The sequence below is a fragment of the Nocardiopsis sp. LDBS1602 genome (assembly GCF_035818715.1).
Lineage (GTDB): Bacteria > Actinomycetota > Actinomycetes > Streptosporangiales > Streptosporangiaceae > Nocardiopsis > Nocardiopsis alba.
The window spans coordinates 112257-129527 of record NZ_JAYLVW010000001.1; the positions used below are offsets into that span (position 1 = coordinate 112257).

A 17271-nucleotide genomic window follows, 5' to 3' on the forward strand; every position below is an offset into this window, starting at 1 on the left:
ACCAACGGGAGACCGGAGGTGACATGGTCAAACGCAGGAAGGTCCAGTACGCCCTCGTCATGGGGCTGTGCCTGGTGCTGTTCGCCGGATCCGCCCCCGTGTACTACCTGTTCGGCACGGGGTGGGCGGTGGCGATGTGCGTGATCGCGATGTTCCTGCCGCCGATCGCGGTGACCCTGGGCAACATCTCCGACCCGGACGATCCGCGCGACCACGACAACAGGTACGGGCCCAACGCCGAGTAGGCGGTCGGGCCCGTAGCCGGTTCAGCGCTCCAGGACGCGGCGCAGGGCGGCCAGCACCAGCTCGGCCCGGTCCAGGCGCGCGTTGTGCCCCATCAGACCGATCCGCCAGATCGACGCCGCGTAGGGGCCCACGCCCGCGCCGATCTCCAGACCGAACTCGCGCAGCAGCCGCTCACGGACCTTGGCCGAGTCGACGTCCTCGGGGACGCGCACCGACGTCAACTGGGAGAGACGGTGGCCCTCCTCCGCGAACAGCTCCAGGCCCATCTCCGTCAGCCCCTCGCGCAGCCGCGCGCCGGCCTCCTCGTGACGGGCCGCCACCGCCTCGGGGCCCTCCTCCTCGATCCGGCCCAGGGCCGCGTCGAGGGAGGCGACCATCGCGGTCGGGGCGGTGTGGTGGTAGGCGCGACCACCGGGACCGCCGCGCACGTAGGCGCCCAGCAGCCCCAGGTCCACGTACCAGACCGGCGGGGACTGCACCCGGCGCTCCCAGGCGCGCTCGGAGAAGGTGAAGGGGGCCAGACCCGGGGCCACGCCCAGGCACTTCTGGGTGCCCGAGTAGGCGATGTCGACCCGCCAGGCGTCCAGCTCCATGGGCATGCCGCCCAGGGAGGTCACGCAGTCCACGAGCAGCAGGGTGTCGTCGGAACGCTCGCGCAGGGCCCGGCCCAGCGCGCCGATGTCGCTGACCACGCCGGTGGAGGTCTCGGCGTGCACCGCGGCCACGATCGCGGGGGAGGGGTGGGCGGCCAGTACGCGCTCCACGTCGACGGGGCGACCCCATTCGTGGTCCACCCGGATCACGTGGGCCCCATAGCGACCGGCGACCTCGCACATGCGCTCACCGAACAGGCCGTTGACCGCGACGACCACCACGTCGCCGTCGCGCACGGTGTTGGCGAAGGCGGTCTCCATCCCCAGGGAACCGGTTCCCGACAGGGGCAGTGTGAGCGGGTTCTCGGTCCCCCACAGGGAACGGAGGCGATCGCAGGTGCGTTCCAGCAGAGCGAGGAACTCCGGGTCCAGGTGGCCCAGCAACGGGGCGGCCAGGCCCAGGGTCGCCTCGGGGTAGGGATTGCTCGGCCCCGGTCCCAGAAGGATGCGTTCGGTGACTGACATGGGCACACCCTAGGAGACCTCTCCGACCAGGGAGAAATCGGGGTCCGGTCGCGGCCTCCGGAGCCGTAGGATTTCGGCGGACGAAACGGACACCCGTGTGTCCGGGGTGGAGAACCGGGCGGTGGGAACGGTAGGCGAGGGGAGAATCTCATGACCGGAGCGGTCCGGAGCGACGGACCCGGGACCGACGCCGAGACGGCGCGGATCCTGCGGGTGGAGCACGACGACCCGAGGGTCCAGGGGCTGTTGGACGGGCTCCTGGAGGAGTACAGCGAACGCTATGGCGCCGAGGGGGCCGCCGCCGAACTCGGCCGCTACCCGATCACCGAGTTCGCCGCCCCTCACGGGCGCCTGGTCCTGGCCGAACTGGACGGCGAGATCGTCGCGGGCGGCGCGCTGCGCCCCTACCCCGGCGCGACGGAGGACGGACCGAGGACGGTCGAGTTCAAACGGATCTGGACCTCGGCCCGTCACCGCCGTCGAGGCCTGGGCCGGCTCATCATGTCGGCGCTGGAGGAGACCGCGCGCGACCTGGGCTACGAGGCGGTCGTGCTCTTCACCGGCCCCTCCCAGCCGGAGGCGGTGGCCCTCTACGAACGGATCGGCTACCGGTGGGTCGACCCGACCACCATCGAGGACCTGCCCTACCCCAAGGCGATCCCCTTCGCGCACGACCTGCGCGCCTGACCAGCCCTCGGGCATGCCCGGCCCTCACCGGGCGTTGTTATGGGCAACGCTATGTCCCGGGGGCGGTGAGGCGGGTGTACCGCCCCCTACGATGGATCATGGGCCGCCACCAGCGGCCCGTACCCGCTTCCACCCTTTCGACGAACTCGACGAGGAGAGTGCACGAGTGAGCGAGCAGCAGCGCCCGGAGGCCGAGACGGACGCCTTCGTGTTCAGTCCACGCAAGAACGGCCAGGCGCAGTCGGTCTCCGACGAGCTCGCCGCGTGGATGCGGACCGGCTGGGCCGACACCGAGATGCGCGACCTGGAGCCGATCGAGCAGGCCGAGCACACCGCCCGCCGGCGTGCCGCCCTCAGCGAGGCCTTCCCGGGCGAGCGCCTGGTGATCCCCTCCGGGCAGCTCCTGACCCGGTCCAACGACACCGAGTACCCCTTCCGCGCCGCCACGAACTACGCCTACCTGACCGGTGACACCACCGACGGCAACTGCCTGGTGCTCACCCCTCGGGACGGCGGCGGCCACGACGCGGTCCTCTACCTCAAGGGCCGTTCCGACCGTGACAATGGCGAGTTCTGGCTCGGTGGCTACGGCGAGCTGTGGACGGGGCGCCGCAACAGCCTCGAAGAGGCCTCCGCCCTCTTGGGCGTGGCCACCGCCGACGTGCGCACCCTGCCCGGCGCCCTGCGCGCCGACGGCGTCACCACCCGCGTCGTGCGCGGCCACGACGCCGAGGTCGACGCCATCGTCGACGAGCTGCGCGCCGACGCCGACACCGAGGCCCGCGCCAAGTCCGCCCGTCTGGACGAGGAACTGGCCGTGACCCTGGCCGACCACCGTCTGGTCAAGGACGAGTGGGAGATCGCCCAGCTCCAGAAGGCCGTGGACGCCACCACGCGCGGCTTCGAGGACGTGGCCGGGACCCTGCCCAAGGCCAAGGACACCTCCGAGCGCTACATCGAGGGCACCTTCTTCCTGCGCGCCCGGGTGGAGGGCAACGACGTCGGTTACGGCACCATCGCCGCCTCCGGCCCCAACGCCACCACCCTGCACTGGACCCGCAACGACGGTCCGGTCCGCGAGGGCGAGCTGCTGCTCCTGGACGCCGGTGTGGAGACCACCACCCTCTACACGGCCGACGTCACCCGCACCATGCCGATCTCGGGCACCTTCACCGATCTACAGCGCAAGGTCTACGACCTGGTCTACAAGGCCCAGGAGGCCGGTATCGCCGCGGTCGCCCCGGGGCGTCCCTTCACCGACTTCCACGAGGCCTCCCAGCGGGTGCTGGCCGAGGGCCTGGTCGAGTGGGGCCTGCTGGAGGGTCCGGTCGACCGCGTCCTGGAGCTGGGTCTACAGCGTCGCTACACCCTGCACGGCACCGGGCACATGCTCGGCATGGACGTGCACGACTGCGCGGTCTCCCGTCAGGAGACGCACCTGTACGGCGACCTGAAGCCGGGCATGGTGCTCACCGTCGAGCCGGGCCTGTACTTCCAGCCCGACGACCTGACCGTCCCCGAGGAGCTGCGCGGCATCGGCGTGCGCATCGAGGACGACGTCCTGGTCACCGAGGAGGGCCGGACCGTGATGTCGGCGGGTCTGCCGCGTTCCTCCGCCGAGGTGGAGGCCTGGCTGGCCGAGCGTCTGCCGCGCTGACCACACCGGCGAACACCGGCGGGCCGTCTCCTGGACACGGGGGGACGGCCCGCCGTCGTCTCGGCGAACTCTCCGCGTGCCGGCGCGCGGAGACGGTGGCCACGACGATCCCGCCCACGCCCGCCTCGGCTCGTTCCGGGCCGGGGGAGTGAGGGATCCGTCCCCTTTCGGGGGCGAACGACGCCCGACGAGGTCAACGGAGGGGCGTCTCGCGCGGTACGCTGCACGGCGGCCGTCTTGAGCATCGGGGAGGCGCCCTGTCGCCTCACCCGATAACGTCGGGGTGGCGTGGAAAGACACAGGAGATCGGGGAGGGCGACTCGTGCGCGCGGAACGGCTGTGGCGCAGGGGGTTGCGGTTTCCGCGCCTGTTCCTGGCGGACCGGACGGTCCTCGTCCACGGCGACGTCGACCCCAACCCGGACCCGCGTAAGTCGCGGTACGAGGCGCGGGCCTTCGACACCCGCTCCCTCCGTCCCCTGGGAACGGCCTTCGAGGCCCAGGGGCCGGTGAACCTGGCGCGGGCCCCGCAGGGGCGGGGATGGCCGCGGACGGTGCTGATCCAGGCCTCGCGCCGCTCGGTGACCGTGCGCGACCCGCGTACCGGCAGCCCGCTGTTGGAGACCGACCTGGCCGAACCGGGCGAGCTGTGGCCCGACGACGTCGCGCTGCGGGTGGTCGACAAGGAGGCGGTGGTCTTCCTCTACGGGGAGGACGGCGACGGCACGACCCGCTGGTGGGCGGTGGACCCCTGTACCGGCGCCGCCGTGCCCGACCTCACCGACTCCCGGCCCGGCCACGAGGCCCGCGGCGAACGGATGTCCTTCGCCGGTGACTACCTGGTGGCGCCCGGACAGGACCCCGGCTTCGATCCGGTCATCCTCGCCGACTACGAGCACCCCAGGGAACGCGTCTACCGGCTGGAGGACGGCGAGTACCTGGGCGAGGTGGAGAGCCACGCCGACTCCGAGACCGTGGCCGCGAAGGTGGGCGGCCGATCCCTGCTGGCGGTGGCCGGCCGGATCCACTCGCTCCCCGACCTGGAGCTGGTCGCCGAACTGGGCGGGCCGCGCACTCTGACCTCCCTGGTGGAGTGGGGAGGCGAGGCGGTCGCCGTCTACCAGGAGGAGGACGCCCGCCCCGGAGGGCTCGGCTCCTGGTACCTGGACCGGTTGCGGGTGCGCCACCTGGACCGGCCGGGGCAGCCGGTGACGGAGATCCCCGGCACCTGGCCGGGCGAGCTGGAGGACCTGGTGGCGGCCCCCGACGGTGTGGTGGTGCTGGCCACCACCGAAGGGGTGCACGCCCTTCACGTGGACCTTTGACCCCGGCCCGGCGCCGTATCCGCCGCCCTCCCCGACGGAGCCGTCATCCGGCGGAAGACGGGGCCCGGTCCATATGGGAGAGCGCCTCCGCGACGAAGTCCAGTTGCTCCTCCCAGCCCATGGTGTCCGCACCGGCGACCACGCGCCGGGCGCCCGCCTCCGCGTAGGCCGTGTAGAGTCCGGCCAGTTCCTCGGGGGTGCGGGCGACCATCGGCGCCCGTTCCGCCTTCTCGGGGGAGATCCCATGGTGTTCGATCAGCTCGCGCACCAGGAGGGCCCGGGCCCGTTCGGCCCTGTCGTCCGTTCCCAGGATGAGGTGGCCACCGACCGTCACCGGAGGCGCGGGCAGCCCACGTTCGTCGGCCGCGGCGCTCAGCCGGGAGATCGCTCCGGCCAGGTCGGGCGGCGAGAGCTGGGAGGGGAACCAGCCACCGCCGTGGCGTAGGACCCGGGCGAAGGCCGCCTCCCCACCGCCGATCCACACCGGGGGCATGGAGGCGGCCGGGGCCAGGCGCAGCCGGGTGCCCTCCTCTCCGACGGAGGTCTCCGCGCCGGTGACCAGCGACGGCAACAGGTCCAGGGTCGAGTCGGTGGCCCGACCCCGGCCACGAGGGGACACACCGAGCGCCCGCCACCAGGGGGAATCGGGGAAGCCGCCGATGCCCACCCCGAGTTCGATCCGTCCCCGCGACAGGTGCTGGAGGGTGGCCACCTGTGAGGCGACCCAGGGGGCGGGGCGCGGTGGGAGGGAGAGCACCCCGAAGCCGAGCCGCACCCGTTCGGTGACCGCCGCGGCGGCGGCGAGGGTGAGCGCCGGCTCCAAGGCGGGGGTGCCGTCGCCCAAGACCAGGTCGGCGACCCAGAGGGACTCCAGGCCGCGCTCCTCGACCATACGGGCGGCTCTGATCGGGTCGGGGGTGGTCGGGTCCGTCAGTTCGTCCATGGCGCTGGGAAGGACCGCGCCGATCTCGATGTGCGTCATACCCCCAGGATCGAACCTCGACCAAGGTAGAGGTCAAGGGGCGGATTCGGGGCGGGGGAGAGCGGGGATACCGTCCCCGCGCGGGACCACCGACCGCGCACCCGTACACGAGGAGTCGACATGCGAACGCCCCTTCTCCGCGCCCTCGCCCTGGGCCTGGCCGCGGGCGCGCGCGGCACCCTGGGACCGTGCGCGCCCCTGTGGGCGCGGGCCCGCGACGAGGGACGGGTCGGCGGGCGGTGCCTGGCCGCACTGACGGTCGCCGGAGAGATGCTCGGCGACAAGAGCCCCGCGGCCCCGGCGCGAACGGAGGGCCCCGGCCTGCTCTTCCGGGCCTTCTCCGGCGCCTGGGGCGGGAGCCTGTTGGCCCGCCGGACCGGGGCCTCCGTTCCCCTGACCGCGGGGATCTGCGCGCTCACGGCCCCGGTGGGCGCCGCGCTCGGGCTGGGCTGGCGTTCCTGGTGGGGTGAACGACGCCCCGATTGGCAGGGCGCGCTCATGGAGGACGCCGTGGCGCTCTCCCTGGCCCGGTACGCCGTCCGGAGGTCGTGAGACCGACCCCGCGCCCTTCGACTCAGTCCTCGAACACGTCGAGCACGCGGAACTCCACCCCGGCCCGGGGCAGACGTTCGATGAGCGCGTCGCCCATGGCCACCGCCGTGGTCACCTGGCCCGAGGTCGGTGGCAGTTCGTCGCGCCACAGGCACAGGGCCGACTCCGCGAGCATGCCCGAGGTCGCTCCGTAGCCGGGCTCCCCGCCCGAGACCAGGGTGTGGACCCTGCGGCCCCCGCCCGTGCCCACGAAGTGCACCGTGAACCAGCCCTCGGCGAGCGCCTCCTCATCGGGGCCCTCACCAGGGGAGCGCAACGACAGGAGCCGCTCTCGTAGAGAGGGCACCCGGACGGCGGCCAGTACACCGGCGGCCCCGGCGGCCGCGCCCACCGCGCTGGACAGGTGGCGGAAGGCCGCGTAGTGCCCGTACGAGAAGTCGGGGCCGTAGCGTTCCAGGGACGCGGCCGAACGCGCCACGACCAGCGGGTCCAGGGTCGGCAGCGGCAGCGTCCACCCTCGGGCCAGGCGTGTACGGGGCCTGCCGCTCCGGTCGATCCGCACCCGGCGACCCTCCGGCCGGCCCTCCATCGCGCGCCGCTCCCGAGAGGCCTCCTTCATACCGCCGAGGTCGGAGAAGGCGCCCAACGCCGAACGCAGGGTGCCGCCCGAGGCGGTCCCCTTGGCCCGTACGAACCCCTCCAGGTGCAGAGGGACGCCCTCGGGCAGTCGCTCCACGGTGAACAGAGCGCCCAGGTCGTAGGGGATCGAGTCGAAACCGCAGGAGTGCACGATCCGCGCGCCGGTGCGTCGGGCGGTCTCGTGGTACCTCATGTACATCCGGTCCACGAAGGCCGGTTCGCCGCACAGGTCCACGTAGTCGGTGCCCTCGGCCGCGCACGCGGCGACCAAGGGCTCGCCGTAGTCGGTGTAGGGGCCCACCGTGGTGACGACCACCCGGGCGGAGGCGGCCAGAGAGCGGATCGAGGCGGCGTCGTCGATGTCGGCCAGGAGCAGGTCGGGCGTGGGCCGGTCCGGGTCGATCTCGGCCAACTCGGCCCGGAGCGCCTCCAGCCTCTCCCCGTTCCGTCCGGCCAACGCCCAGCGCAGCTCGCGGGGGGAGTTCTCGGCCAGGTACTCGGCGGTGAGCGTCCCCGTGTACCCCGTCGCGCCGAACAGGACGATGTCGTAACCGCGTTCCATGAAAACCCTCTGTCGATCGGCCATCGTGTCGCGCCTCGTGGTCCCCCAGTCTGTCAGGTCGCCCCGCGCCGCACGGCCCCGCCCATCGTTCCGGTGGGAATGCGAAGGGCCCCGCCCCGCCGTCGTGGCGGGGGCGGGGCCCTCTCGGGTCGCTTCGGGCTCAGACCTTGGCCGGCACCTCGACGGGTGCGGTCTCCTCGACCGGGGCGGCGACCTCTCCGGCCGGGACGGTCGGGGTCACGATCCCCTGTTCCACGGCCATCTCCCGGATCAGGCGAGGGGTGGTCCACAGGGACGGCAGCATGATCAGACCCACCGGCACCGCGGTGACCACGATGAAGGACTGGAGCGCTTGTACGCCGCCGTCCCCGATGGTCAGCAGGACGACGGCCGCCACGCCCATGCCCACGCACCAGAACGCGCGGATCAGGGAGCGCGGTTCGCCCTCGCGCATGCTCGACGCGGAGATGGCGTAGGACATCGCGTCCATGGTGCCCGCGAAGAAGATCAGGGTCACCACGACCATGACCAGGGCGGTCAGACCGCTCATCGGCAGGGCGTCGACGATGGCCAGGGCCGCGGCGGGCAGCCCGTGCTCGGCGTAGGGGCCGGAGATGACCCCGGGGTCGCTCTGCTCCAGCCACAGACCGGTGCCGCCCAGAGCGGTGAACCACAGTCCGGTGACCACGGCGGGCAGCACGGTCGCGCCCAGGAAGATCTGGCGCACCGTGCGGCCCTTGGAGATCCGCGCGATGAAGATCGCCATGAGCGGGCCGTAGCCGATGAACCAGCCGAAGAAGAAGACGGTCCAGTAGCCGAGCCATTCCTGGTCGCCGCGGAACAGCGTCATGGGCACGAACTCGCGGATGTGCACCGCGCTCGCCTGGAGGAACAGGTCCACGACGTAGGGGAGCGAGGCCAGCCCCACGAGCAGGACGATCAGGGCCAGGGCGGCCCAGACGTTGATCCGGCTGATCAGCTGGATGCCGCGGTCGAGGCCGCTGAGCACCGACACCGTGGCGACCAGGGTCAGTCCGACGATGACGATCACCTGGGTCCCGTAACCGGAGGAGAGTCCGAAGACCTCGCCGCCGATGTAGGACATCTGGAGACCGAGGAAACCGATCGGGCCGACGGTGCCGGCGACCACCGCGACCACGCAGCAGATGTCGACGACCGAGCCGATCCAGTGGGTGCGGATCCGGTCGCCCATGACCGGCCACAGCAGGGTGCGCGGGCGCAGGGGCATGCCCTTCTCGACGCCGCGCATCATCACCAGGGTGGCGAGCGATCCGCCGATCGCCCACGCGGGGAAGCCCCAGTGGACGAAGCTCTGCGCCATCGCGACGGCGGCCCCGTCCATGCCGCCCTGGACGTCGGCGTACTGCGGCGGAGCGTCGACGTAGTGGGCGATCGGCTCGGCCGCCGCCCAGAAGACCCCGCCCGCGGCGAGCAACGTCGTCAGGATCATGGCGACCCAGCGGAACCAGCCGAACTCGGGTGTGACGTCACCGCCCATACGGACCCGCCCGTAGCGGGACATGGCGAGGACGGTGATGACGGCCACGGTGGCCAGGAGCAGGACCTGCCAGTAGGCGCCGAACCAGCGTGCGGACCAGGCGAAGGCGGCGTCGACCCCGGCGCTCACCTGCGCGGGGAGGATCAGGGCGGTCAGGACGAACGCGACCAGGAGGCCGCCGGAGACGCCGATGACCCAGGGGTCGGGGCGACTTCCGGTCTTGGGCACGGGTGTGCGCTGTTCGGAGGACATGGAGTGAAGAGATCTCCTCGAATAGGAGCATGGGACCGGGCACGCCTTCGGGCGCTTCGGGAAGTCTGAAGAGAACGGCCGTCACAGCGGTACCGACACGGCGGACGGCGAAGGCCCCGGACACGGGACCCGACGGAGTCTACGTGCGTTCTCCCCCGGTGCGGCGGGGTGAACGGGGTGCGACCGCACACGCCGGTGTGTGTTCTCGAACGCGTTATCCCCGGTCATGGGGGTTTTCCGGTTATTTCGTCCGTTCGGCGGGTACGAGTGGCCGGGTGTGCTCTATCGGTCGTCGAGAAGGGCCACCGAGCCCCGGTCCATCAGCCGGACCGGAAGGCGGACCGTCTCGGTCCCGGGGCCGGTCAGCAACCGCATGATGTGGTCGCCCAACAGTTCACGGTCCAGGCGCAGCGTGGTCAGACCGGGGTCCAACAGGGCCGAGGTGGGCAGGTCGTCGTGGCCGATCACGCTCACGTCGCTCCCCACGCGTAGGCCGAGGGTGCGGGCGGCGTCGTAGACGGCGATGCCCAGGTGGTCGGAGTTGAGCACGAACGCCTCGTGCCCTTCGGTCGAGGTGAGCCTCTCGGCCGTCATCCGCGCCACGTTCTCGTGGTCCAGGGGGCAGCGCACCACCGTTCCGGCCAGCCCCCACGAGGCGCACCTTCGGTGGAACTCCTCCTCACGTCCCCCGTCGGCGGCCAGCCCCTCCGGGGCCGTCACCAGGGTCGCGCCTCGGTGACCTCGAGCGCGCAGATGTTCCAGGGCCAGGGAGACGGCGGCGTCGTCGTCGGGGCCCACGGTGGAGACGCGTCCGCCCGGACCGGACAGGTCCGGGTCGGGGGTGCAGTTGAACGCCACGACGGGGACGTCGGGGTGGCGGGGCAACCAGTCGGAGAGGGGGCCTCCACGGCCGATGGGGGTGATGGCGACGCCGCCCACCCCTTCGGTGCCGAGCCGGCGCAGCACCGATTCCTCCCGCGCGGTGTCGTAGTCCGAGCTCAGGATGAGCAGGGAGGCGCCCTCCCGGTGGGCGCGCACCTCCATGCCGCGCAGCACGTCCAGGAAGAAGGGGTTGCGCATGTTGCGGATGACCACCCCGTAGAGAGATCTGCGGCCGGTGCGCAGCTCTCGGGCCCGGCGGTCGACCTGGTAGTCGAGTTCGTCGGCGGCCCGCCTGATCCGTTCGGCGGTGGCGGGGGCGACGCGGCCCCGTCCGTTCAGGGCGAAGCTGGCCTGGGCCACCGACACCCCGGCTCGGGCGGCGACGTCGCGCAGGGTCGCGCGTTTGCGGGGTTCGGACACGGGTTCCTTCCAGGGAACGGGCGGTGGACGCGCCGGTGGCGCGGACTCGGGACACGCGGTGGGGGAACGCGGTCCACCCCTTGTCGATCGATCGTTCCATCGGGGCCGCCCCGGGTCCACTCGTCGCCGCGTGGACGGGCCGTCCCTGTGTGGAGGCGTTCTCGAACGAGACTGAGAGAAAATCCGACACGACGGTATCTATCGTGACAAACGACACCAAATCGTTACCATGGGCCGTGTTGTGACCACCACGAGTGGGCCGCCGGTGGCGTGTGCGAAACGGCCGGAGGGCCGGCGGGCCACGGACGGGGAGAGCCATGAACGACGACAGCACTCGAGGCGGTGTCACGCCCCGACGTACGGGTTGGATCGCCGGAGCGGTCCTGGCCGCGACGGCCGTCGCCCTTCTCACCGCGGGATGCCCCGGATCCGGGGACGGCGGAGGCGGTGGCGGTGGATACGGCACCGTCGAAGGGGAGATCCACGCCCGGGAATCCGCGCCGACCGATCATCGATGAGGCGTCCGGCCTCGGAGCGGGCCCCCGTCCGAACGGCCCGATCGCTCCGGGGTCACGTCGACGCGCGGGGTTCTCATGGGCTCCGCGCGGACTTCTCCACCCGCCTCACCTCCACCCCTTCCCGATCGTCCCTCCCTCCGGCCCCTCGCACCTCCCCTCGGTCCCGTGGTCGTGATCGACCTCCACAGGGGGCGCGTTCATCGCCCCGCCCTCCCCGGCCCCTGTGTCGCCCGTCTCCCGGGTGTGTGACGGCCGGCTGTTCCCACGGCGTTCCCCTTCAGGACACATATCGAGACATCGCAGGTCACCCCTGTGGTTAATCGTTTCATCAGGAAGCACTCTCGGTCCGCCCCCCGGCCCGCGAACGGGTCTTCGTTCCCCTGATGGAGCCTTCATGTCCCACCGACACACGGTGATCCCCGCGACCGCCACCGCGGCCGCCCTCGCCCTGGCCCTGACCTCCTGCGGCAACGTGGCGGCGCCCGAGGGCACCGCCACGGGCGACGGGGAGATCGTCATCACCTACAACTCGCCCACCGAATGGGGCAACTACGGGCGGGTCCTGTCCACCTTCACCGAGAGGACCGGGATCCAGGCCCCCAACGACCCCAAGAACTCCGGGCAGGCCCTGGCCGCCCTCCAGGCCGAGAAGGGCGCGCCCGTCGCCGACGTGGCCTACACCGGTATCGCCTTCGCCGAGCAGCTGACGGACGCCGAGGTCCTCCAGGACTACGTCCCCGAGGGCGCGGACCAGGTCCCCGACGACCTGCGCGACCCCGACGGGGCCTGGACCACCGTCCACACCGGGACCATCGCCTTCATCGTCAACGAGGACCACCTCGACGGCGCCCCGGTCCCCACCGGCTGGGAGGACCTGCTCGAGCCCGAGTACGAGGGCCTGGTCGGCTACCTCGACCCCACCCAGGCCGCCGTCGGCTACTCCGTCGCCACCGCCGCCAACCTGGCCCTGGGCGGAACGCTCGAGGACTGGGGCCCGGGCCTGGACTACCTCGACGGTCTCAAGGAGAACGGGGCCTCGACCTCGGCCCAGACCGCGACCGCGAAGGTCGCCCAGGGCGAGATCCCCATCCTCATCGACACCGACTTCAACGGCTACAAGCTCCAGGACGAGGGCGCCGACGTCTCGGTCGTCATCCCCGAGGAGGGCTCCCTCCAGATCCCCTACATCGTGGGTCTGGTCGCCGGTGCCCCCAACGAGGACAACGGCAGAGAGCTCCTCGACTTCTACTTCTCCGAGGAGGGGCAGGGCCTGTTCGCCGCCGGGTACATGCGCCCCGTCATCGGCGACCTGCCCGAGGACGTCGCCGAGCGCGTCCTGCCGGACGAGGACTACGAGCGGGCCGTCACCATCGACTACATCGAGCAGGGCGCCCGCCAGCAGGAGTTCATCGAGCTGTACCAGGACGAGGTGGGCTTCTAGTGCCCGTCCGCGCCCCTGCCCGGGGGCGCGCCGTGCCCGGCCCGGCCTGGCTCGCCGCGCTCCCGGCCCTGATCGTCATCGGTCTGTTCAGCGTCCACCCCGTCATGGTGATGGTGGCCGGCTCCCTGGGCGTGGGACGCCCACCGGCCGACGAGGGTCTCACCCTCGACCACTACACGCGCGCCTTCGGATCCGAGACCGTCAGATCCGCCCTGCTCGACTCCGTGCTGATCGCCGGAGGTTCGGTCCTCCTCGTCCTGCTGGTGGCCGTTCCGGTGGTCCTGCGCCAGGCCGACGACGACCGACACGGTCGCGGTGGCGTGGCCACCGACGTCCTGCTGACCCTGCCCATCGCCCTGCCCGGCATCATCATCGGCTTCTTCGCGATCGTCCTCACCGGTCGTACCGGGCTGTTGGGACTGGCCTGGGGCGGGTTCTCCGGTCTCGCCTACACCTTCTCCGGCCTGCTGGTGGCCTACATGTACTTCTCCCTGCCCAGGGTCCTGGGGCCGCTGCGGGGCGCCGCCGCGACCCTCGACCCGGCCTTGACCGAGAGCGCCCGCACCCTGGGCGCCTCCCGAATCCGGGTCTTCACCACCGTGACCCTGCCGCTGCTGCTGCCCGCCCTCATCGAGACGAGCGGGACGGCCATCGCGGTGGCCCTGGGCGGCTACGGCACGGTCGCGACCCTCTCAGAAGGGGTGCGGCTGCTGCCGCTCAACGTCGCCAACGAGCTCACCACCGGCTACCGGCTGGCCGACTCCTCGGCCCTGGCGGTGATCCTCGCGGTGACCGCCGTGCTGGCCCTGGTCCTGGGGCGGGCGCTGTCCCGCCTGGTCCGTAGGGCGGTGGCCGCATGACCCGCTTCGTCAGCCGCGCCACCTGCGCGTTCGTCCTCATCCCGATCCTGGCCACCCTGGTCGCCGCCACCAGCGTCGACTTCTCCCAGGGGCCCTGGGGCGGCGGCGTCACCCTCGATTGGTTCGCCTACGCCTGGCCGCCGCTGGCCCCGGTGATCGGCCGGAGCCTGGCCGTGGCCGCGATCGTGGTCGCGCTCAACCTCCTCCTCGGAGGGCCGCTGGCCTGGTGGGTGGCGCGGCACCCCTCTCCGCTGACCCGGCTCACCGGTTACCTCGTCAACGTGCCCCTGGCCGTACCGGGCATCGCTCTGAGCGTGGCGCTGGTGGGCACCTACCCGATGCTGCGCCCCAGCGGTCTGCTGCTGGTCATGGGCCACCTGGTCTTCACGCTGCCGTTCACCCTGGCCGCGTTGACGCCGGCCCTGGCCGACACCGAACTGCGCACCAACGAGAGCGTGGCCCGCAGTCTGGGGGCCGGTCCGCTCCGAGTGCTGCGCACCATCACCGTTCCGGCCTGCCTGGTCGCCGTCACCCAGGCGGTGACCATGGTCTTCGCCCTGTCCTTCGGCGAGTTCAACGTCTCCTTCTTCATCAACCCTCCGGCGACGTCGACCGCGCCCTTCGCCCTGTTCGACTCCTACTCCACCCAACGGCTCGAATCGGCCTCGGCCCAGTCGGCGATCTTCATCGCCTTCGTCGTGCCGGTCCTGACCGCCGTCGTCCTGGCCCGCCGCCGCGCCCCGAGGAGGACCCCGTGACCACCACCGTTTCCACCGACTCGCGGAGCGGGGGCCCGGACGGCGCCGTCCGGGCGGCCGGCCTGGCCGTGGACGACCTGAACGTCCGCTACGGCGACACCACCGCGGTGGAAGGCGTATCCCTGGACGTGGCCCCGGCCGAGACCGTCGCCGTCATCGGCCCCTCGGGCTGCGGCAAGAGCAGCACCCTGCGCGCCGTCGCCGGCCTGGTCCCCGTCGCCGGGGGCACGATCACCCTGGCCGGCCGCGACGTCACCTCGCTGGATCCGGCCCGGCGCAACGTCGGACTGGTGCCGCAGAACTACGCGGTGTTCCCGCACATGACCGTGGCCGCCAACATCGCCTACGGGCTGCGCGCCAGAGGGGTGCCCGCCTCGGAACGACGGGCCCGGGTGGGCGAGATGCTCGACCTGACCCGCCTCACCGAACTGGCCGAACGCCGCCCCGACCAGCTCTCGGGCGGTCAGCGGCAGAGGGTGGCGCTGGCCCGCGCGCTGGCGATCCGCCCCGACACCCTGCTCCTGGACGAGCCCCTGGCCGCCCTGGACCCCCAACTGCGCGGGGGACTGCGGCGAGAGCTGTCCGGCATGCTCGCGGCCACCGAATGCGCCACGCTCATCGTCACCCACGACCAGCGCGAGGCGCTGTCCCTGGGGTCGCGGATCCTCCTGCTCCGGGACGGCCGCCCGGTCCAGTTCGACACTCCGCGGCGGCTCTGGGACGACCCGGCCGACGCGTTCGTCGCCGACTTCCTGTCCGGGGCGGTACTGCTGGAGGCCGAACGCGACCACGACCACGCCGTGGTCATGGACGGACGCTGGCGGATCCCGGTGCGCGAGCTGGACGTGCGCCCGACCGAACACGGGAGCACCCGCCTGCTGCTGCACCACGACGGCCTCGGCGTGGTCGACGAGGAGGAGACGCCCGATGACGGATCCGCGCTGGTCGCGGAGGTGGAGCACGTCGAGTTCACCGGCGACGCCCTCCACCTGACCGTGCGCGCCGGAGGGCACGCGCTCGGGGTCCGGGTACCGCCCGGAACCCGCGTCGGCCGCTCCGTGGCCCTGACCGTGAACCCGGGCCGGGCCGCGCTGCTCACCCCGAACCCCTGACGACCGCACGCCCCGAAAGGACGGACATGCTCGAACTGGAGATCCTCGGATCCAACGCGACCGCGCCGACGAAGGAGGGCCCAGCCTCCTGCTACCTGCTGCGCACCGAGACCGGTGTGCTGCTGGTCGACGCGGGGCCCGGCTCGCTGGCGGCCTACTGCGCCCGCCACGAACTCTCCGAGCTGCGCGGCATCGTGGTCACCCACCTGCACGCCGACCACAGCCTGGACCTGATGGCCTGGGCCTACCGATGGACCTTCCCCGAGGAACTGCCGTCGATCCCGCTCTTCTTCCCCGAGGGCGAGGCCGAACGGTTGGCCGCCTTCGACGCGGTCTTCGGCATCCCGACGCTGCCGACGATGAACCGCCCCATCGCTCAGTCGTTCGAGGCCCGTCCGATGACGCGGGACGGCGTCACCGTCTACGAGGTGGACGGGCTGGTGTTCCGCTCCTTCGCCGCTCACCACAGCGTGCCCTCGGCGGCGCTGCGCTTCGAGGCGCCGGACGGACGGGTGCTCGCCTTCTCCTCCGACACGGGCCTGTGCGAGCCGCTGGTGGAGGCGGCCCGCGACGCGGACCTGTTCGTCTGCGAGGCCACCTACCTGGAGGCCGACGAGCGGGCGCTGCACGGCCACGGCCATCTGACCGCCCGGATGGCGGGGGAGGTGGCCGCGAGCGCGAACGCGCGGCACCTGGTGCTCACCCACTTCGCCGACCCCGCCGACTGGGAGGAGGGCCGCCATCGGGCCGCCGAGGTCTTCGACGGCCGCCTCGACGTGGCCGTCCCCGGCAGCCGCTTCTGAGAGATCCCCGAGGGCGGCGGCCGTATCGGGGGTGCGGCCGCGCCCTCTCTGGGGTCCTCCGTCTAGAGGAAGCGGAGCAGGCGGTCGACCAGCTCGGCGGGGCGCTCCTCGGGGAGGAAGTGGCCACAGTCCTCCAAGGCCTCTCCGGTGACGTCGTCGGCGTACTCGCGCCAGATGTCGGCGACCGGGAGCGCGGCGGGCAGGCCCGCGTCCCCCCACAGGACCAGGAGCGGCATGGTCAGCCGCCGGCCGGCCTCCTGGTCGGCCTCGTCGGCGTCCAGGTCCTCGGGGTGGGTGGCGCGGTAGTCGTCGAAGCCGGCGCGCAGCGCCCCGGGGCGGGAGAAGGCGTCGACGTAGTGGTCGATGGCCTCCTCCACGGCGGAGCGATTGACGGTCCACCGTTCGAAGAAGTACCGCAGGTAGGTGTCGTGACGGCCTCCGACCAGCTCCTCGGGCAGGTCGGGCTGCATGTGGAACAGCCAGTGCCAGTAGTTGCGGGCCACGGTCATGGAGGTGCGTCGGAAGGTCGCCAGGGTGGGGGCGATGTCCAGCAGGGCCATCCGTTCGACCTCGTCGGGGTGGTCGAGGGCGTAGCGGTGGGCCACGCGCGCGCCCCGGTCGTGACCCACCAACCGGATGGGCCCGTCGTCGAACCGTCGGGCCAGGGCCCGGACGTCGGTGGCCATGGTGCGCTTGTCGTATCCGCCGACGGGCTTGTCGGTGAGCCCGTAGCCGCGCAGGTCGGGGGCGATGACGGTGTAGTGCTCGGCCAGGGTCGGCATGACGTGGCGCCAGCAGTGGGAGGTCTGGGGCCAGCCGTGGAGCAGGACGAGGAGGGGGCCGCTTCCGGCGCGCAGGTAGTGCATTCGCAGGTCGCCGACGAGGGCGGTCTCGCTGTGCATCATAGATCCTAACCATCTAAGGGGGTTAGAGAGTAAG

At 72.1% G+C, this 17271-nt stretch carries 17 protein-coding genes; 11 read left to right on the forward strand and 6 right to left on the reverse strand.

Translation table 11 applies throughout. The features are described 5' to 3' along the window. Positions 1-23 precede the first annotated feature (23 nt). Positions 24-245, forward strand: coding sequence for a DUF3099 domain-containing protein (locus U9J66_RS00500; RefSeq protein ID WP_014910199.1), 222 nt, complete (start codon positions 24-26; stop codon positions 243-245). Positions 246-266: 21 nt separating this feature from the next. Here U9J66_RS00500 and U9J66_RS00505 read toward each other — a convergent pair whose 3' ends face one another. Then, positions 267-1364: a pyridoxal-phosphate-dependent aminotransferase family protein gene (locus U9J66_RS00505; RefSeq protein WP_017535239.1), complete on the reverse strand. Its 1098-nt coding sequence runs from the start codon at positions 1362-1364 to the stop codon at positions 267-269. Between the two features lie 150 nt (positions 1365-1514). Here U9J66_RS00505 and U9J66_RS00510 point away from each other — a divergent pair, with 150 nt between their 5' ends. From U9J66_RS00510 to U9J66_RS00520, 3 genes are all read left to right on the forward strand, one after another. Then, positions 1515-2051, forward strand: a complete 537-nt coding sequence (locus U9J66_RS00510) for a GNAT family N-acetyltransferase (RefSeq protein ID WP_326336631.1) — start codon at positions 1515-1517, stop codon at positions 2049-2051. Positions 2052-2217: 166 nt separating this feature from the next. Further along, positions 2218-3708, forward strand: a complete 1491-nt coding sequence (locus U9J66_RS00515) for an aminopeptidase P family protein (RefSeq protein ID WP_326336632.1) — start codon at positions 2218-2220, stop codon at positions 3706-3708. A gap of 322 nt (positions 3709-4030) precedes the next feature. Further along, a complete protein-coding gene (locus U9J66_RS00520; RefSeq protein WP_014908225.1) occupies positions 4031-5032 on the forward strand; it encodes a hypothetical protein in 1002 nt (333 codons plus the stop codon). Positions 5033-5075: 43 nt separating this feature from the next. On the opposite strand, the gene U9J66_RS00525 is transcribed toward U9J66_RS00520, so the two are convergent. Beyond that, positions 5076-6014, reverse strand: a complete 939-nt coding sequence (locus U9J66_RS00525; protein WP_326336633.1) for an LLM class flavin-dependent oxidoreductase — start codon at positions 6012-6014, stop codon at positions 5076-5078. A gap of 120 nt (positions 6015-6134) precedes the next feature. On the opposite strand from U9J66_RS00525, the gene U9J66_RS00530 reads away from it, so the two are divergent. Then, complete coding sequence (locus U9J66_RS00530; RefSeq protein ID WP_326336634.1) at positions 6135-6566, forward strand: hypothetical protein; 432 nt, start codon at positions 6135-6137, stop codon at positions 6564-6566. 22 nt (positions 6567-6588) lie between these two features. Here the strand turns inward: U9J66_RS00530 and U9J66_RS00535 are convergent, their stop codons facing one another. From U9J66_RS00535 to U9J66_RS00545, 3 genes are all read right to left on the reverse strand, one after another. Further along, positions 6589-7767 carry a saccharopine dehydrogenase family protein gene (locus tag U9J66_RS00535; RefSeq protein WP_161112596.1) on the reverse strand — a complete coding sequence of 393 codons (1179 nt, stop codon included), beginning with the start codon at positions 7765-7767 and terminating at the stop codon, positions 6589-6591. 160 nt (positions 7768-7927) lie between these two features. After that, positions 7928-9538, reverse strand: coding sequence for a BCCT family transporter (locus U9J66_RS00540; protein WP_326336635.1), 1611 nt, complete (start codon positions 9536-9538; stop codon positions 7928-7930). A 282-nt stretch (positions 9539-9820) separates the two neighbouring features. Next, positions 9821-10840 carry a LacI family DNA-binding transcriptional regulator gene (locus U9J66_RS00545; protein ID WP_014908767.1) on the reverse strand — a complete coding sequence of 340 codons (1020 nt, stop codon included), beginning with the start codon at positions 10838-10840 and terminating at the stop codon, positions 9821-9823. Positions 10841-11157: 317 nt separating this feature from the next. Here U9J66_RS00545 and U9J66_RS00550 point away from each other — a divergent pair, with 317 nt between their 5' ends. The 6 genes from U9J66_RS00550 (at position 11158) to U9J66_RS00575 (ending at position 16332) form a co-directional block, all read left to right on the forward strand. Further along, complete coding sequence (locus U9J66_RS00550; RefSeq protein ID WP_161112256.1) at positions 11158-11358, forward strand: hypothetical protein; 201 nt, start codon at positions 11158-11160, stop codon at positions 11356-11358. Positions 11359-11752: 394 nt separating this feature from the next. Continuing rightward, on the forward strand, positions 11753-12799 hold the full coding sequence (locus U9J66_RS00555) for an extracellular solute-binding protein (RefSeq protein WP_326336636.1): 1047 nt from the start codon (positions 11753-11755) through the stop codon (positions 12797-12799). A 32-nt stretch (positions 12800-12831) separates the two neighbouring features. Beyond that, positions 12832-13659 carry an ABC transporter permease subunit gene (locus U9J66_RS00560; protein ID WP_326336637.1) on the forward strand — a complete coding sequence of 276 codons (828 nt, stop codon included), beginning with the start codon at positions 12832-12834 and terminating at the stop codon, positions 13657-13659. Next, positions 13656-14417, forward strand: coding sequence for an ABC transporter permease (locus tag U9J66_RS00565; protein WP_014908977.1), 762 nt, complete (start codon positions 13656-13658; stop codon positions 14415-14417). Before U9J66_RS00560 ends, U9J66_RS00565 begins: the two co-directional genes overlap by 4 nt. Next, positions 14414-15529, forward strand: a complete 1116-nt coding sequence (locus U9J66_RS00570) for an ABC transporter ATP-binding protein (protein ID WP_017535248.1) — start codon at positions 14414-14416, stop codon at positions 15527-15529. The genes U9J66_RS00565 and U9J66_RS00570 overlap by 4 nt, the downstream gene beginning before the upstream one ends. Positions 15530-15555: 26 nt before the next feature. Continuing rightward, positions 15556-16332 carry an MBL fold metallo-hydrolase gene (locus U9J66_RS00575; RefSeq protein WP_326336638.1) on the forward strand — a complete coding sequence of 259 codons (777 nt, stop codon included), beginning with the start codon at positions 15556-15558 and terminating at the stop codon, positions 16330-16332. 62 nt (positions 16333-16394) lie between these two features. Here the strand turns inward: U9J66_RS00575 and U9J66_RS00580 are convergent, their stop codons facing one another. Next, the gene (locus U9J66_RS00580; protein WP_326336639.1) at positions 16395-17237 is read right to left on the reverse strand and encodes an alpha/beta fold hydrolase; all 843 of its coding nucleotides are present in this window, start codon (positions 17235-17237) and stop codon (positions 16395-16397) included. Positions 17238-17271 lie beyond the last annotated feature (34 nt).

Coding starts and splice junctions, on each gene's coding strand:
- U9J66_RS00530 (WP_326336634.1), top strand. CDS start 6,135: ATGCGAACGCCCCTTCTCCGCGCCCTCGCCCTGGGCCTGGCCGCGGGC.
- U9J66_RS00550 (WP_161112256.1), top strand. CDS start 11,158: ATGAACGACGACAGCACTCGAGGCGGTGTCACGCCCCGACGTACGGGT.
- U9J66_RS00525 (WP_326336633.1), bottom strand. CDS start 6,014: ATGACGCACATCGAGATCGGCGCGGTCCTTCCCAGCGCCATGGACGAA.
- U9J66_RS00540 (WP_326336635.1), bottom strand. CDS start 9,538: ATGTCCTCCGAACAGCGCACACCCGTGCCCAAGACCGGAAGTCGCCCC.
- U9J66_RS00500 (WP_014910199.1), top strand. CDS start 24: ATGGTCAAACGCAGGAAGGTCCAGTACGCCCTCGTCATGGGGCTGTGC.
- U9J66_RS00535 (WP_161112596.1), bottom strand. CDS start 7,767: ATGGAACGCGGTTACGACATCGTCCTGTTCGGCGCGACGGGGTACACG.
- U9J66_RS00505 (WP_017535239.1), bottom strand. CDS start 1,364: ATGTCAGTCACCGAACGCATCCTTCTGGGACCGGGGCCGAGCAATCCC.
- U9J66_RS00575 (WP_326336638.1), top strand. CDS start 15,556: ATGCTCGAACTGGAGATCCTCGGATCCAACGCGACCGCGCCGACGAAG.
- U9J66_RS00580 (WP_326336639.1), bottom strand. CDS start 17,237: ATGATGCACAGCGAGACCGCCCTCGTCGGCGACCTGCGAATGCACTAC.
- U9J66_RS00510 (WP_326336631.1), top strand. CDS start 1,515: ATGACCGGAGCGGTCCGGAGCGACGGACCCGGGACCGACGCCGAGACG.
- U9J66_RS00565 (WP_014908977.1), top strand. CDS start 13,656: ATGACCCGCTTCGTCAGCCGCGCCACCTGCGCGTTCGTCCTCATCCCG.
- U9J66_RS00555 (WP_326336636.1), top strand. CDS start 11,753: ATGTCCCACCGACACACGGTGATCCCCGCGACCGCCACCGCGGCCGCC.